At 37.4% G+C, this 16845-nt stretch carries 18 protein-coding genes; 6 read left to right on the top strand and 12 right to left on the bottom strand.

Annotated elements, in window-relative coordinates; genetic code table 11:
- Positions 1-112: 112 nt before the first annotated feature.
- The 3 genes from yaaA (at position 113) to NOX80_RS11325 (ending at position 1864) form a co-directional block, all read left to right on the top strand.
- Positions 113-871 carry a peroxide stress protein YaaA gene (yaaA, locus tag NOX80_RS11315; protein ID WP_256549893.1) on the top strand — a complete coding sequence of 253 codons (759 nt, stop codon included), beginning with the start codon at positions 113-115 and terminating at the stop codon, positions 869-871.
- An 80-nt stretch (positions 872-951) separates the two neighbouring features.
- The gene (locus NOX80_RS11320) at positions 952-1383 is read left to right on the top strand and encodes an META domain-containing protein (protein WP_256549894.1); all 432 of its coding nucleotides are present in this window, start codon (positions 952-954) and stop codon (positions 1381-1383) included.
- A 22-nt stretch (positions 1384-1405) separates the two neighbouring features.
- Positions 1406-1864, top strand: a complete 459-nt coding sequence (locus tag NOX80_RS11325; RefSeq protein WP_256549895.1) for a hypothetical protein — start codon at positions 1406-1408, stop codon at positions 1862-1864.
- Between the two features lie 28 nt (positions 1865-1892).
- Here NOX80_RS11325 and NOX80_RS11330 read toward each other — a convergent pair whose 3' ends face one another.
- The 12 genes from NOX80_RS11330 to NOX80_RS11385 form a co-directional block, all read right to left on the bottom strand.
- Positions 1893-2243, bottom strand: coding sequence for a hypothetical protein (locus NOX80_RS11330; protein WP_256549896.1), 351 nt, complete (start codon positions 2241-2243; stop codon positions 1893-1895).
- 179 nt (positions 2244-2422) lie between these two features.
- Positions 2423-4006, bottom strand: coding sequence for an MDR family MFS transporter (locus tag NOX80_RS11335; RefSeq protein ID WP_256549897.1), 1584 nt, complete (start codon positions 4004-4006; stop codon positions 2423-2425).
- Between the two features lies 1 nt (position 4007).
- Entirely contained in the window at positions 4008-5087 is a 1080-nt protein-coding gene (locus NOX80_RS11340) for an HlyD family secretion protein (protein ID WP_256549898.1), read from the bottom strand.
- 20 nt (positions 5088-5107) lie between these two features.
- Positions 5108-6427 carry a TolC family protein gene (locus NOX80_RS11345; RefSeq protein ID WP_256549899.1) on the bottom strand — a complete coding sequence of 440 codons (1320 nt, stop codon included), beginning with the start codon at positions 6425-6427 and terminating at the stop codon, positions 5108-5110.
- Positions 6417-7040 carry a TetR/AcrR family transcriptional regulator gene (locus tag NOX80_RS11350; protein WP_256549900.1) on the bottom strand — a complete coding sequence of 208 codons (624 nt, stop codon included), beginning with the start codon at positions 7038-7040 and terminating at the stop codon, positions 6417-6419. Before NOX80_RS11350 ends, NOX80_RS11345 begins: the two co-directional genes overlap by 11 nt.
- A gap of 634 nt (positions 7041-7674) precedes the next feature.
- Complete coding sequence (trpA, locus tag NOX80_RS11355) at positions 7675-8436, bottom strand: tryptophan synthase subunit alpha (RefSeq protein WP_256549901.1); 762 nt, start codon at positions 8434-8436, stop codon at positions 7675-7677.
- A gap of 29 nt (positions 8437-8465) precedes the next feature.
- Positions 8466-9659, bottom strand: a complete 1194-nt coding sequence (gene trpB, locus NOX80_RS11360) for a tryptophan synthase subunit beta (RefSeq protein WP_256549902.1) — start codon at positions 9657-9659, stop codon at positions 8466-8468.
- Positions 9649-10245, bottom strand: a complete 597-nt coding sequence (locus tag NOX80_RS11365; RefSeq protein WP_256549903.1) for a phosphoribosylanthranilate isomerase — start codon at positions 10243-10245, stop codon at positions 9649-9651. The genes trpB and NOX80_RS11365 overlap by 11 nt, the downstream gene beginning before the upstream one ends.
- Before the next feature lie 32 nt (positions 10246-10277).
- Complete coding sequence (gene trpC, locus NOX80_RS11370; protein WP_256549904.1) at positions 10278-11066, bottom strand: indole-3-glycerol phosphate synthase TrpC; 789 nt, start codon at positions 11064-11066, stop codon at positions 10278-10280.
- 1 nt (position 11067) lies between these two features.
- Positions 11068-12063 (bottom strand): anthranilate phosphoribosyltransferase, encoded by a 996-nt coding sequence (trpD, locus tag NOX80_RS11375; protein ID WP_256549905.1) that lies wholly within the window; start codon positions 12061-12063, stop codon positions 11068-11070.
- Positions 12064-12146: 83 nt separating this feature from the next.
- Complete coding sequence (locus NOX80_RS11380) at positions 12147-12716, bottom strand: anthranilate synthase component II (protein ID WP_256549906.1); 570 nt, start codon at positions 12714-12716, stop codon at positions 12147-12149.
- Between the two features lie 27 nt (positions 12717-12743).
- Positions 12744-14144 carry an anthranilate synthase component I family protein gene (locus tag NOX80_RS11385; protein ID WP_256549907.1) on the bottom strand — a complete coding sequence of 467 codons (1401 nt, stop codon included), beginning with the start codon at positions 14142-14144 and terminating at the stop codon, positions 12744-12746.
- Between the two features lie 430 nt (positions 14145-14574).
- On the opposite strand from NOX80_RS11385, the gene NOX80_RS11390 reads away from it, so the two are divergent.
- The 3 genes from NOX80_RS11390 to NOX80_RS11400 all read left to right on the top strand — a co-directional run bounded on the left by NOX80_RS11390 (position 14575) and on the right by NOX80_RS11400 (position 16817).
- The gene (locus NOX80_RS11390; protein ID WP_256549908.1) at positions 14575-15435 is read left to right on the top strand and encodes a helix-turn-helix domain-containing protein; all 861 of its coding nucleotides are present in this window, start codon (positions 14575-14577) and stop codon (positions 15433-15435) included.
- 71 nt (positions 15436-15506) lie between these two features.
- Positions 15507-16253: an isochorismatase family protein gene (locus NOX80_RS11395; RefSeq protein WP_256549909.1), complete on the top strand. Its 747-nt coding sequence runs from the start codon at positions 15507-15509 to the stop codon at positions 16251-16253.
- Between the two features lie 24 nt (positions 16254-16277).
- Positions 16278-16817, top strand: coding sequence for a carboxymuconolactone decarboxylase family protein (locus NOX80_RS11400; protein WP_256549910.1), 540 nt, complete (start codon positions 16278-16280; stop codon positions 16815-16817).
- The last annotated feature ends 28 nt before the right edge of the window (positions 16818-16845 follow it).

Genomic DNA, 16845 nt, shown 5'->3' on the forward strand with positions numbered 1-16845 from the left:
GGATACTGTGCTATATATAAAGAATACCAATACCGAAATCGAAACTATCCATTTTACGGTGTCCTTTTTTAAATTCGGAATTCGTATTTTTGGTTTTCTTAATTAAAATGCCATGAAAATAGTAATATCTCCTGCGAAATCACTTGATTTTGAAAGTCAGTTGCCAACCACTTTGTACACGGATTCTTCCTTTTTAAAGGAAGCCAATACGGTTCATCGGGTATTGAAAAAGAAGAAACCCAAACAACTTTCAGAGTTAATGGATATATCGGAAAAATTAGCTGATTTGAACTGGCAACGAAATCAAGAGTGGGCGACACCGTTTACGCCGGAAAATGCCCGTCCTGCGGTTTATGCTTTTAACGGAGATGTATATACCGGATTAGATGCCTATACATTACCTGTAGAAAAATTAGCGGTATTGGAAGAGAAATTGCGAATTCTTTCCGGTTTATACGGGCTTTTAAAACCTTTGGATCTGATACAACCGTACCGTCTGGAAATGGGAACAAAATTACCGATAGGGAAGAGTAAAGATTTATATGAATATTGGAAACCGAAAATTACCAAAGCATTAAACGGCGAACTAAAAAAAGACGAATTGTTTATTAATCTGGCCAGTAATGAATATTTCTCTGCCGTTGATAAAAAAGCGTTAAAGGTTCCTGTAATTACACCGGAATTTAAAGATTACAAAGACGGTAAATTAAAAATGATCAGTTTTTTTGCTAAAAAAGCAAGAGGGATGATGGTGCGTTATATTATTGATACCGATGCCCAAACAATAGAAGATTTAAAAGGGTTTAATTACGAAGGATATCAGTATGATGCAAACCTAAGTAAAGGCAACACATTGGTGTTTACGCGTTAATTCAAATCATTATAAATAAAGTATTTAAAGTTGTTTTAAACAGAATTTTCGTAAATTTAAGCAACCTAAATGCTGTATTTATGAAAAAAATAGCCTTGATTTTTGCAGTAACTCTCATGGGAGTGTTGGCAGGTTGTAACTGTACTAAAAAAACAGTAGCCTATGATGCCATGATCGGAACCGGTTGGGAACTGGAGTATATCACCGGAGTCAGAATTGCTTTTGAAGGACTTTATCCGAACCAGAAACCACAGCTAACCTTTACTAAAACCGGGGAAGCTAACGGGAATAGTAGTTGTAATCCGTTTTCAACAAAGTATACAACGAAAGAACCGAATAGTATTACGATAGAAGCGCCGAAAGCGATGACAATGCGTTTCTGTGAAGGTGAAGGTGAAAAACGCTTTTTGGAGATGATGCAAAAAGTGAATAAATATGATGTAACACCCGACGGAAAACTGGTATTACTAATGGATGACATCGTAGCAATGCGATTTAAAAAGAAAAACTAAAGACTATAAAAGAAGTGGAGCTATGAGAAAAATAGGATTTGTTTTTGCACTTTTTATATTGATTACCGGATGTAAAAAAAATGCAGATAAAGAGAAAATAAACGATAGCGAAATTGCTATGGTGCCTACCGTTCAAGAGGAATGCTATGCGTATCGGAATGACGGAAATACAATTTACATGCATCTTAAAAAAGAAGCAGATAAAGTTACCGGTAATCTGGAGTATGCATACAGTGAAAAAGATTCTAATACCGGAACTTTTGAAGGCACAATTAAAAATGATGTGCTGATTGCGATGTACACATTCACTTCAGAAGGTACAAAAAGCAGGAGAGAAGTAGCTTTTCAGGTAAAAGACAATACTTTAATTGAAGGTTACGGAGAAGTAACGGAACAAGATAGTACGGTGAAATTTAAAAGCCCGGATAAACTCGTTTTTAATTCCGATATGCCACTGACTAAAGTGGATTGTAAAAAATAAAAAATCCGCACTTAGCGGATTTTTTATTTTAGTGCATGTAAAAATATTCTTCATAGTCCCGCAAAGTCTCACGGGTCATTTTTTTCTGATCTCTGGAAAGTTCTCTCAGGGCTTCAACTCCTTTTTTAGCGCATCGTTTTATCCGTCCGAGACGTAATGTGAAATCCATAAGCTTGTCCACTTCTTCCGTATTCAATTTGAGACTTAGTTCGTTGATGTAATCTTTAAACTCATATAATACGCTTCGGTTCTCTTCATATTCGGATTTCAGATCCTCCAGAAGTTCGTTAATTTCTTTTTCGATATCATTGCAACGGTCTTCACTTTTCCGGCTAAATTCCTCAATGATCTTTTTTTCGGAGTTGTTGAATATTCCCATGATAATGCTTTTTAGGTTAATAACTATTTTAAAATCAAATAGTTGATGTACTGTAAAAGTACGTTTTTTTTACCGGAATTAAAAGCACTAAACATTTTTATAACGGAACGATAATATAAAAAAACTCCGGAATCAATTTCCGGAGTCTCTTATAACAAATTAAGTAATCCTATTAAAAATTAGTGAACATTTGACATGTCTACTTTACCGCCGGAGCCTTTTTTGATCAATAACACAAACGGTACACAGATCAGAAACAGAATACCCAGATACATAAAAACATCCATATATGATAGAACAGTACTTTGCTTCATAACCGACATTTCAATTGCTTTATGCGCTTTATCCAAGGCTTCACTGCTACTAAAACCTTTCGAAATAAAGGCCATTTGCATCTGTTGGATTCGTTGTTGTACCTCAAATTTAGAACCGTCTAAATTAGCGATCAGATCTACACGGTGTCCTTGTGTAAAACGAGCAATAAAAGTTGTAATGATCGCAATACCGAATGAACCTCCTAATTGACGCATCATTCCGGTAAAAGCAGCACCTTCACCAATATTTTTACCTTTTAAGGTTGATAAGGCTAAAGTCGTAATCGGTACGAATAATAAACCTAATCCGACACCTCTTAAGATTAACGGCCAGAACATATGTTCCGTTCCGGTATCCGGTGTAATTACATTATGCATCCAGAACGTAAAAATAAAGAATAGCAGGAATCCGGTAGCCACCATATAGGATTGCGGAACCCCTTTCTGTATTAGTCGACCGATAATCGGCATCATAAACCCGGTCATAATCGAACTCGGAATTAATAATAAACCGGCATCAGTAGCCGTCCATCCTAAAATAGATTGTGTATAGATCGGGATAATAAACGTTGAACCGTATAATCCGAAACCTAAAATAAAACACATAATGGTTCCGACACGCAAATTCCGATCCTGTAATACTCTAAGATTTACAATAGGATATTTATAAGTTAATTGGCGCCAGATAAACAGTATTAATCCGAAAACCGAAACCACACTTAAGGTAACAATCAGCGGGTCTGCAAACCAGTCATCCTGTTGCCCGTGTTCCAGTACGAATTGTAAAGAACCGATAAAGGAAGCTAATAATATAATTCCCCACCAGTCAACCTGATTCGCTTTTAATTTTTCACCATATTTTGGACTTTTTACAAAAGAAAGCGTCAAAATCGTAGCAATAATTCCTAATGGAATATTGATATAGAAAATATACGGCCATGAAAAATTATCAACCAGATAACCTCCTAACGGCGGTCCTAAAGTTGGTCCTACAATAACTCCCATTCCATAAATTGCCTGTGCCATTCCTCGTTTAGCAACGGGATAACTCTCCGTAATAATCGTTTGAGCGGTAACCAGAAGGGCACCACCACCCATACCCTGAATAAAACGGAAAGCTACCAATTCCCATATATTGGTTGCGTTACCGCAAAGAAAAGAGGAAACGGTAAAGATAATAATGGAAGCGGCAAAGTAGTTTCTTCGTCCGAATTGTTGCGATAACCAGCTGGTCATCGGAATTACGATTACATTGGCAATCGCATAAGCCGTGATCACCCAGGCAACATCGGTAAGAGTAGCCCCTAAACTACCTCTCATGTCGTTTAGGGCTACGTTTACGATAGTAGTATCAACAATCTCAAGCAAGGCACAAAGTACCGCCGTGATTGTGATAATGACTCTTCGAAAGCCATATTCTACTAAATTATCTTCTCCGGTTGTTTCCATATTATTTTACGTGTACATCTACTTCTACGTTCATTCCCGGACGTAATAGTTTTATTTTTTCAGGATCGTTATTCGGTGTTAATTTAATTTTTACAGGTAAACGTTGAATCGTTTTTACGAAGTTACCGGTAGCATTGTCCGGAGGCAAAATTGAAAAACGGGCTCCTGTAGCCGGAGAGAATGAATTCACTTCTCCTTCAAATTCAGTATCCGGATACGCATCAACCACGATGATCACTTTTTGTCCTTCACGCATTTTGTTTAATTGCGTTTCTTTAAAGTTAGCAACAACCCAGGTTTCCTGATTATTGATGATATAGAATAAAGCCTGACCCGGTTGTACCATCTGGCCTGGTTGGATATCAATATTGGATACCTGACCGTCTACGGCAGCGGTAATTACTGTATAGCCTAAGTTTAATTCAGCAGCTTCTAATGAGGCCTGTGCTTTTTTAATGTTGGCAGCAGCTACAGAAGTCTGTTTGTTGGCCACATTGGTTTTAGAAACAACAGCCTCACGTTGATGAGCACTTGCATTACGTTGTTGTTGTAACACTTCAACCTGCTTTTCAGCTTCTTGTTTAGCGGCTAAAGCCTGCTCATATTGTTGTTTGGTAATCGAATGATTTTTATACAGATTTTCATAACGTTCGAAATCGTTTTTAGCACGACCCAAACGGATTTTAGCAGCATCAATATTCCCTACGTTCGACTGGATTGTCGCATCTGAAATGGAAATATTCGCAGCCGAAGCACTAACATCGGCTTTGCTTACTTCAAATGAGCTTTCGGCACTGGCTAAAGCCGCTTTCGCCTCTTCAACTCGAACCATATAATCTTTGTTGTCGATAACAAATAAGGTATCACCTTTTTTAACGAAGTCGTTATCTTTTACATATACTTTAGCAACATATCCCGATACACGTGGTATAATAGGATTCATGTTTTTCTCTATCTGAGCATCATCTGTTTCCTCGTGGGCCTGAGCATGCATATATTTGAATATCCCGTAAGCCGAACCTAAAATAACCAGGGTTCCCAGAACAATGATGAATTTTTTATTTGATGGTTTCTTTTCCATGATCTTTGCAGAAATTAATATTAGTTTTTGGTGAGTGTTAAAGTTGTGGTTAATTTACCGCCGGCAGCAAGAGCTGTGTAGTATTTTTCAATACTGTTGGCTTTGGAATAAGCCAGATTTATTTTGGATTGTAATTGTTCTACGTCGGCTTCCAGTAAGTCGTTGGTGTCAGACAAACCATTATCGTATTTATCTTTTACAATACGGTAATTTTCAGTAGCTTGTTCAACAGCTTCCAGATATACTTTGTTTTGTTTTAGTGCCAACTGATAATTTTCGTTTGCCTGTTGGGTTTCCACTTTTACACGGTCGGTCATCATTTCAACAGCTTGTTCCGCTTCGTGTGCTTTACTTTTTGCTGCTTTTACTTCTTTTCCGTTTTTAAAGATGGAAGACAGATCATAAGAAAGGCCAACTCCAAAATTCATAGCATTGGTCACCGTCATTACATTCTGAAGATCTAAAGCGATATAACCACCCATTATTGAAATGGAAGGATAATAATTTCCCTGAGCAATTTTTACATTGGCATCAGCTGCTTTTTGTTGCGAACGGATAGCTTCCAAATCATTTCTTCCGGTCAACGCATCTTCTATACTGGAATTTAAAGCATTCGTTTTTTGGAAAGCTGTAGCATCCGGAACGATTTGAGTACCTTCTGATAATTTTAATAAAGTGACCAGTTGGTAATTAATAATGTTGACGTTCTTTTTAGCGTCTTCCAATGCAATCTTGTAATTGGATACCTGTAATTGGGCTTTTAGTAAATCATTTCGGGCGATAAGACCATTGGTTTCCATCGCTTGAAAATCCTTAACACGTTGTTCGGCACTCTTAATATTTTCAGTGATCAATTGTGTGCTTTCCTGTGCTTTGTATAGGTTTACATAAAGTTTTACTACATTAAGAGCTAATTGTTCTTTGATGTTTTTGGAAGTGTACTGTTCGGCTTGATACAAGTTCTCGGCTACCTTAATGTTGTTTTGAATTTTAAATCCCGAAAACAACGGTAAGGAAGCACTCGCTTGTCCTAACATTAATTGATTTACTTTTGGTGCCGCACCGGATTCTTCTCCGCCACCGCCCAGTTTCAGATTCACATCAGCATTGGTCAGGCGCTGATATTGTCCGCTAACTTTCAGGTCGGGATATTGACGATTTTTTACCGATTGCATTTCAAATGCTTTAGTGGCTACTTTGGTTTCAGCCAGTTTTGCCTCGGTACTTTGTGTCATAGCCAGTTGTATCGCTTCTTCTAATGCCATTTTCTTTTCCTGTGCTTCCACAGTGAAAATACCAAACAGAAAGAAGGCGCCCAACCAGAGGGAACTATTCTTCATAGGTTAAAAGTGCTTTAATGGTTTTTTGTATGTGTTTTGTTAAATCGTTTTTGATGTAATGATCATATTTTTCAGGCGTATCCAGTCCTAACGTTTCGACATAAAACGGACGGTTCATCTGAAAATGAAAATAAGTACCCATTACCGTAGGCGGAATCAGTGTAACATTGATGTTCGGTTTAAAATCACCCTTGTCCTGACCTTCTTTGATAATGTCTTCCAATGCTTCTAAATTGTATCGCTTTACTTCATTGAATGACTCACAATTGATTTCCCGTTTTTTGGAACTGATCTCAAAATGAATAATCTGATACATTCCTTTGTTTTTATTGATTCGGGTAATGTACAGTTCAATGAGTTTGTCTATTTTTTCAAAAGGAGTGAGACTCTCTTTGTGTAAATTCTCGATCTGTAATCGTAAACCGGATATTCTTGCTATAATCAAAGCTTCCAGTAATTTTTCTTTCGAGCCAAAATAGTAAGAGATCATGGCTACGTTGATGTTGGCTGCTTTGGCTATATCTCTGACGGAAGTACCGTCAAAACCATGCTCGGAAAACAACTTCTCTGCGACTTGCAGAATCTCTTGTTGTTTATCATTAAAATCAGACATCACATATTTGGGTTAAAATGCGGGTACAAAATTAAACACTTGTTTAAATTAAACGTTTGTTTAGTTTTAATTTAACGTTATTTTAACAAAATTGAAGACGAAGGAAAAATGTTTTAAATGATGAATTTTAAATTTTGAATGGAGGGAAACGAGATTAGATATAAGAATAAAGAAACAAGAATAAAGAGGGAAGAATATTTTAAATGATGAATTTTAAATTTTGAATGGAGGGAAACGAGATTAGGTAAAAAAAACAAGAATAAAGAGGGAAGAAAATTTTAAATGATGAATTTTAAATTTTGGATGATGGGAAACGAGATTAGATAAAAGAAACGAGATTAGATAAAAGAAACGAGAATAAAGAGGGAAGAAAATTTTAAATGATGAATTTTAAATTTTGGATGATGGGAAACGAGATTAGAATAAAGAATAAAGAATAAAGAGGGAATAAGAAGTGTACTATCAATAAAACTGAAATATCATTTTTTTTGTTACTTTTACGGCTCTTCTGAAAACAAAAAAAGGCAACGTCTAGGTTGCCGATTCTGTAAGTTTAAACCGAAAATAATTATAATAGATAAAATCTATATTTATCGATTAATTACTTTAAAATGAATTTTTTAAATATGTTTATTTAAACTATATTTTTGATAAATTCCGGAATGCTTTCAATTGGATTTTTTTTCAGATAATTGACAAAAGCACTGCCGATTATCGCACCTTTTTGATCTTGTGTGGCTTGTAAAAAGGTCGCACGATTACTGATTCCGAATCCGACTATCTGCGGATTTTTCAACTTCATTTTTGCAATCTTTTCGAAATAATCCTGTTGTATTGGTCCGAATGTATTTTGAGTTCCGGTTACACTCGCGCTACTCACCATATAAATAAATCCGTTGGAAATGGTATCGATATGCTGAATGCGTTCTGTTGATGTTTGTGGTGTAATCAGAAAGATATTAAATAATCCGTTCTGCTCAAAAATAGCTCGATAATCCTTTTCATAAACCGCGATCGGAAGATCAGGAATGATCAATCCGTCAATACCGATCTCGGAACATTTCCGACAGAAATTTTCAACGCCATATTGCATAATCGGATTAAAATAACCCATGATTAATAATGGAATGCGTACTGTTTTTCGGATGTCTTTTAATTGATCAAATAGATAGTGTGTGGTCATTCCGTTTTCCAATGCCTGTGTTGAACTCGCCTGTATGGTAGGACCATCGGCCAACGGATCGCTAAATGGCAAACCGATTTCAATCATGTCGACTCCACTTTTTTCGAGTGTTTCAATAATACGTACCGTATCGTCCAGATGGGGATAACCGGCTGTAAAATAAAGGGACAATATCTTTTTATCTTCCTGTAATTTTTGAGTTATGCGATTCATATGCTAATTTTTGTCATTAAAGGTTTGTGCTAAAAGCCGAAATAGGAGATATACGTATTCAGATCTTTGTCTCCGCGACCGGAAAGATTGATCACAACAATATCGTCTGCTCCGAATTGGCGTTGATTCAATACCGCCAGTGCATGGGCACTTTCTATAGCGGGTATGATACCTTCGGTTTTACAAAGTTCAAGTCCGGCTTGCATAGCTTCGTCATCGGTAGCGGCTACAAATTCGGCTCGCCCGCTGGTAAACAAATGGGCGTGAAGCGGACCGACTCCCGGGTAATCCAATCCGGCGGAAATAGAATAAGGTTCGGTAATTTGCCCGTCTTCCGATTGCATCAGTAAGGTTTTGCTTCCGTGAATAATACCGGTTTTACCTAAAGCGGAAGTAGCGGCACTTTCTCCGGAATTAATGCCTTTTCCGGCTGCTTCTACAGCGATTAATCGGACTGTTTCATCATCCGTAAAATGATAAAAAGCTCCGGCGGCATTACTACCGCCACCAACACAAGCAATAACGTAATCCGGATTTTTCCGACCTTCTTTTTCGAATAATTGTTGCTGAATCTCTTCGGAAATAATACTTTGAAAACGCGCAACCATATCCGGATAAGGATGTGGACCTACTACCGAACCGATGATATAATACGTATCTACCGGATTGTTGATCCAGTCACGAATGGCTTCATTTGTAGCATCTTTTAGCGTTTTGGAACCCGAAGTGGCCGGACGTACTTCGGCGCCGAGCATTTTCATTCGGGCGACATTCGGTGCCTGGCGTTGAATGTCAATTTCGCCCATATAAACGATACATTGTAAGCCCATTAAAGCGCATACCGTTGCGGTTGCTACGCCATGTTGACCGGCTCCGGTTTCGGCAATGATTCGTTGTTTACCAAGGCGTTTGGCTAATAATATTTGTCCGATCGTATTGTTGATTTTATGCGCACCGGTATGGCACAAATCTTCCCGTTTCAGATAAATCCGGGTTTTATAGTGCTGCGAAAGTCTTTCGGCATAGTATAAAGGTGTCGGGCGACCGACATAATCTTTTAGTAATTGCTGAAATTCCTGTTGGAAAGCAGTTTCTTCCATGATGCTTAAATAACGCTGGCGTAATTCTTCTACATTCGGATAAAGCATTTCGGGGATAAAAGCACCGCCGAATTCTCCGTAATAGCCTTGATTGTCTGCGTGATATGTTGTGTTAGTTTTCATTGTTTCTTATTTTTAAAACGACCTGCTCACATAAGTGTGGATCTTTCAGGCCGGGTACTGTTTCAAATTTACTGTTGATGTCGATAGCATAAGGTGATAATCCGGATTGGAGAATGGCAGTACTATCCTCCGGTCCGATACCGCCGCTTAGAAAATACGGTTTATCGGATGGATACCGCTCCAGAATTTTCCAGTCAAAGGCAAAACCGTTTCCGCCGGGGAACTTTCCTTTGGTGTCAAACAAATAATAGTCGCAAGCGGTTTCATAATCCTGAAGCAGTGTAAAATCGAAAGCAGCATCAATAGAAAAGGTTTTGATGATTTCCACATTTGTATTTCTTCGTATTTCAAGACACAGTTCCGGAGTTTCCGTTCCGTGAAGCTGAACCGCTTGTAAATCATATTGCTTAACGGTTTCCAATACGGTTTTTAAATCGGAATCAACAAAAACACCGGTTTTTTTGATGGATTTTGGTATTTCGGGAATAAGACCATCAAAATAGCGCGCCGAGTTTTTATAGAAAATAAAACCCATATAGTCCGGTTGTAAGTGGGCTATAGCTGCTATATTTTCAACATATTTCATACCGCATATTTTGATTAAAAATCGATTTTTCATTAGAATACAGTCAATTGATTTATAAAATTTTTAATGCTGTTATTTAAATCATTACTTTTCATAAAATTTTCACCGATTAAAAAGCCTTTATAACCATAATTCCGAAGCTCTTTTACCGCTTCCGGTGTACGAATGCCGCTTTCAGAAATACGAATAAAATCTTTTGGAATGTGTTCAGCCAATGTTTTACTGTAATCCAGGCTGACTTCAAAATTTTTCAGGTTTCGGTTATTCACTCCGATCATGTTAATACTTGGCATCAGACTTTTTAAAAGTTCGGCCTCATTATGAACTTCCAGTAAAACTTCTAAACCGATTTGTTGTGCGAATTCCGAAAGTTGTTTGATTTCTGCCGATGATAAAACCGCAGCGATCAGAAGAATCACATCAGCTCCGTAGGCTTTGGCTTCCAGAATCTGGTATTCATCAATAATAAACTCTTTTCGAAGTAACGGAAGATGTACCGAAGCTCTCGCCAGGACTAAATCATCCAATGATCCGCCAAAATATTTGCCGTCGGTTAAAACGGAAATACCACTGGCTCCCGCTGTTTCATATCCTTTTACGACTTCTTCAACAGTATAATTATTATTGATTACCGATTTTGACGGTGAACGACGTTTGTGTTCCGCGATAATACCGGACGAACTATTTTCGAGATTCCGACTTAATGAGTATACTTTGCGTTCGAATAAAGCAGAAGCTTCCAGTTGAATAGTCGGAATAATGCTCTTTTTTAAAGCAACTTCCTGGCGTTTATCGGCTATGATCTGATCTAAAATGGTCATCTTAATTCGTGCTTAATTGTTGTAATTTTTTTAATTTATCCAATGCTTTTCCGGATTGTAAGCTTTCCTGCGCGAGTCCGAATCCATCAGTAATGGAAATATTATTAACGGTAGCGAGAGCAAGAGCAGCATTGGCACAAACCACGTTATTCTGGGCTTCGGTTCCTTTTCCGGAAATAATATCCAGAAAAAGTTGTGCCGATTCGGTTACTGTAGTTCCGCCTTTTATGGCATTAGCATTAAGAAAGCTAACGTTAAAATCGTCCGGATTCAGTATTTGTTCACTTCGGTTCGAAATCACTTTGGTACTTCCGGTTAATGATATTTCATCATAGCCGTCCAAACTATTTAGAATCGTAAAATTAATCGACGTGTTTTGGTATAAATAAGCATACATCCGAGCCAATTCAAGACTAAAAACACCAACCATCTGATTTTTAGGAAAGGAAGGATTTACCATTGGTCCCAACATGTTGAAAAAGGTTTTCACCGCCAGTTCCTTACGAATTCCGCCTACGTTTTTCATGGCCGGATGAAATAAAGGAGCGTGAAGAATACAAATATTGGCATCTTCGATACACTGTTGCAGAAACGAATTATCATTGCTAAATCGGATTCCCAGATTTTCCATTACATTACTGGAACCGGAGATCGATGAAACCCCATAGTTTCCGTGTTTGGCCACTTTAACACCGGCACCGGCTACAACAAACGAAGCTAATGTCGAAATATTAAAAGTATCTTTACCATCGCCACCCGTTCCGCATAAATCGATAGTAGTGTAGTCTGACAGATCAACAGGGATACAAAGATCCAGTAATGCATCGCGGAATCCGGCCAGTTCATCGATAGTAATACTTCGCATCATATACACGGTTAAAAAACTGGCAATCTGACTAGGGTTGTATTGTCCGTTAGAGATATTAACCAAAACGCTTTTGGCTTCTTCCCGGCTAAGGACTTCCTGATTTATTAATCGGTTTAATATTGTTTTCATGATTTTTAGGTATAAGACGGGCCCTTTCCTAAAGTGATACAACTTTAGAAACCCTTAATTTAAGAATTATATGTTGTTGGATTTTAGCTTTTTATCCAGTTTTTCAGGATCGTTTTCCCTTCAGGAGTAAGTACACTTTCCGGATGGTATTGCACGCCTTTTACATCAAAAGTTTTATGGCGGAGTGACATAATTTGTCCGGAATCATCTACGGAAGTGATTTCCAGTTCAGTCGGAAAGTTCTCAGGATTAATCACCCAGGAATGATAACGTCCCACTTCTATATTTTTACTTAATCCTTCAAAAAGCGATTCGTCATCAACCGTGATGGTAACCGGAGTTGCGACACCATGATATACTTTTTCAAGATTGATCAAACTTCCTCCGAATACTTCTCCGATAGCTTGTTGGCCCAGACATACACCTAAAATACTTTTAGTAGGCGCATATGTTCGGATTACTTCCTTTAGTAAACCCGCTTCATCAGGAATTCCGGGACCGGGCGATAATACTATTTTATCAAAATCCTTAAGTTCATCCATCAGGAATTCATCATTGCGAAAAACCGTTACGGAGCAGTCCAGATCTTCCAGGTAATGTACCAGATTATAAGTGAAACTGTCGTAATTATCTATGACTACTATCTTTTTCATGTGTGTTCTTTTTAGCTTTATTTTGTTTTAAATAGTGGTTGCCAGGTCCAATGCTTTGGTTAGCGCTCCCAATTTATTATAGACTTCCTGCATTTCACTTTCTTCCGAAGAATCGGCCACAATTCCGGCACCGGCCTGATAGTGTAACTGGTGATTCTGACTTAAAAAAGTACGGATCATAATTGCGTGATTAAAGTTACCGTCAAAATCCATAAATCCAATAGCACCGCCGTAAAAATTTCGGGAGGTATTTTCAATGCTTTCAATCAGTTGCATGGCACGATGTTTCGGAGCGCCGCTTAAGGTTCCGGCCGGAAAAGTAGCGGCTACGGTTTGCATAGTCGTTGTAGCATCATTTAATTGCCCGGTAACTTTTGAAACCAGATGAATCACATGTGAAAAAAACTGAACTTCCCTGTATTTTTCAACCTGTACCTGATGTCCGTTTCGGCTTAAATCATTTCGTGCCAGGTCGACTAACATAACGTGTTCGCTATTTTCTTTCGGATCTTCCGATAATTGTTTGGCCAGTGCGCTGTCCGTTTCGTCATTTCCGGTTCGTTTAAAAGTACCGGCAATCGGATGAATTTCTGCTTTTCGGTTTTGGACAACCAGTTGCGCTTCCGGTGAAGATCCCATGATTTTAAAGTTGCCGTAGTCGAAAAAGAACAGATAAGGCGAAGGGTTAATACTGCGCAATGCACGGTATACATTAAATTCATCTCCTTTAAATGCCTGTGTAAAACGACGCGATAAAACCAATTGAAAAACATCTCCGCGAAAACAATGTTGTTTCGCTTGTGCGACTTGCTTTTTAAACTCGGCATCGGTTAGATTAGAAGTTACATCTCCTTCTTTATCAAAAGCATAACTGGCAAAGTTTTTTGAAAGCAATAATTGTTCGATTTCCGGGATATTGTTACGATTGTCTACACTGTGGCAAAAAATGTACGCTTCGTTTTTAAAGTGATTAATAGCAATAATATTTTGATAAACAGCATAATAAATGTCCGGTATTTGTAAATCATTTTGCTTTTTAGCGATTTCAACTTTTTCAAAATAACGCACAGCATCATAAGCAATATAACCGAACAAACCGTTATTGATAAATTTAAAACCGTGACTTTCCGATTCAAAACGGGAAGCAAATTCTTGTACCGTTTTAGCTACGTCGTGTCCGTCAGATAAGGTTTCATTTGTTTGTGTTCCGTCCGGAAAGGATTGTATCAGATTTTCATTTTCGATTTTAATACTGGCTATCGGATTACAACAGATATAGGAAAAACTATTGGTATTGGTATGATAATCACTGCTTTCTAATAGTAAACTATTTGGAAATTTATCACGGATTTTCAGATAGATACTTACCGGGGTAATTGTATCTGCCAGGATTTGTTTGTATTGGGTATGTAAGTGAAATTTTTTCATGATTATTGAATTTTAAGTAAACAAAAAAAGGCCTGTCGTGATGACAGGCCTTTATCTATTTTTGATTTTTAAAAATACAGATAGGAGGTATCGCTCACGACGTTTGACGTAAGTAATTCCACCACCAAGTATTGTTAAAAAAAGTGCTCATTGTTCTGAATTATGTTACAAAGGTATAGAAATCATTTTTAATTAAACAAATTATTTTTTGAAAAAATGGAAATAAAATTTTTAATACGATTTTTTTAGTTCCGATTTTATTTGGTTTTAAGTGTTGTTTATTAGTGTTTTACGTTGTTTTAGGATAACGTTTTATCTATCGGAATGGCCGATCTGTCCATTTTTTTGAAAGTATCGTTTTTCAATCTTGCGCATCAAAGAAACAGGCTTCCGGTTTAGATAAAATACCGGAATTTGAAATTGTATTAGGATGAAGCAAATGGTATCAGAAAACGGACATTATTTAATCGGATTGGAACAGAATAAAACCGGATTGTTGTCGGATCCGATTCAATTTCCGGAATACGCGGTACTCTTAATTCACAAGGGAAAAGGAACGTATCATGCCGATTTTTCGTCCTTCGGATTTTCCGGACCGATGCTATTGTTTGCAACACCTATGCAAACAATATACTTACAATCTGAAACACCGGTTACTTATACGCTTTTGCGATTCCACACCGATTTTTATTGCATTGAAACACATCGGGAAGAAGTAGCCTGTAACGGACTGCTTTTTAATACTATTTATATTGAACCTTCGGTCACGATTTCTGAAACCGAACATACGGCTTTGTATCAACTAATAGAGCAGATGAAAGAGGAACTCGAGCGAAAGGACAGATCAGAAATGGTAATTAGAGCCTATTTACAACTATTGTTAGCCAAATGTAGTAGTATGAAACTTAGATCATTGAATGATAAGGAATTAAATCTGCCGAAAGATGCTATAATGGAAAAATTCCGTCTGCTATTGGACGAGCATTATCTCACATTGCATAAACCAAATGATTATGCCGATTTACTGGCTGTTTCACCCAATACGCTAAGTAAAAAAGCAGTTCGTTATTTTGGAAAAACACCTTCTCAGTTAATACAGGAAAGACTTATACTGGAAGCTAAAAAAATGCTTCATCTTACTTCTTATAGTATTAAGGAAATTGCATACCGGCTGCAATTTAATGATGAATATTATTTTAGTCGCTTTTTTAAAAAACATACGCAAGTATCGCCACTGGTATTTAGAAATGAGTCGGGAAGAACCACAACGGTAAATTTGTCCATCCAATAGCCTTTTTTATGCATTTTATAGCCCTGAAGGCCAACCTAACTTTGTACCATAGAAATTAATAAACAAATGTTATGAAGAAAGTAGTAATAACGGGACTACTATTAGTTAGTTCCTTCTTTGCTCAGGCACAATTACCGGATCCGGGATTTTCAATTGATGAAAGAACGGCTATTGTTATTACCGATCCGCAGAATGATTTTTTTAGTGAAACGGGTAAAGGATGGGGAATCTTTAAAGAAAGTATTCAAAAAAATCAGACAAAAGAGCATATCGAACAGATTTTTAAAGCTGCGAATGAGAAAAATATGTTGGTATTTGTATCGCCGCATTACTATTATAAACACGATCATCAATGGCACTTTGAAGGTCCGGTTGAAAAAATGATGCACGTTAACGGAATGTTTGAAAGAACCAATCCGATTCGGGAAGAACATTTTGAAGGATCCGGTGCCGATTGGTACACGCCTTTTAAGAAGTATATCAGCGGTGATAATTTTATCGTCACAAGTCCACATAAAATTTTCGGACCGGAGACAAATGATCTGGTTTTACAGTTGCGAAAAAGAAAGATTGATAAAGTAGTATTAATCGGAATGGCCGCAAATTTATGTAGCGAATCCCATTTAAGAGAACTATTGGAGCAAGGATTTGAAACAGCTGTAATATTTGATGCAACAGCGGGAGCGATCATTAAAGAAGCCAATATTGATGCACCGGAGGCGGCACTGACTAACTTTAGAATGTTAGCCGGTAAAGTATATCAAACCCGTGATTTTCTAAAAGAATTATCAAAATTACCGGTAATTAAAAAGAACTAATTCAAACATTTAAAATACAATATCATGAGCAATATAAAAGTTCCAACAAGAGATCAGGTGAGTCAGGACTCACAAGTTATATTTGATCAATTACAAAAAGGTTTAGGTAAAGTACCCAATCTATATGCAACAATCGGTTATTCTTCCAATGCCTTAAAAGCCTTATTAGGTTTAGAAGAACAATTAAATAAAGGCGTTTTTACTGTAACGGAAAAAGAAGCCATTAATCTGGTTGTTTCAGAAGTTAATAACTGTGATTACTGTTTAGCCGCTCATACCCTGATTGCCGGTATGAAAGGAATTTCCAAAGAAGAAACGCTAAATTTTAGAAGAGGAAGTGTAAACGATCCCAAACTGAATGCCGTCCTTCAGTTAGCAAAATCTGTAGCGGAAAACAAAGGAAAAGCAGATCCGGATAAAGTAGAGGATTTCCTGGCTGCCGGTTATGATAATGCTGCAGTTATGGAGCTGATCGGATTTGTAATCTTACGATCATTCACTAACTATGTATATGCATTAACCGAAGTTCCGGTTGATTTCCCCGCTGTAGAAAAATTGGCGTAAGTAGCAAACGGCAGGAATACCGATTCTT

Source organism: Flavobacterium cerinum (assembly GCF_024496085.1).
In the GTDB taxonomy this organism is placed as follows: domain Bacteria; phylum Bacteroidota; class Bacteroidia; order Flavobacteriales; family Flavobacteriaceae; genus Flavobacterium; species Flavobacterium cerinum_A.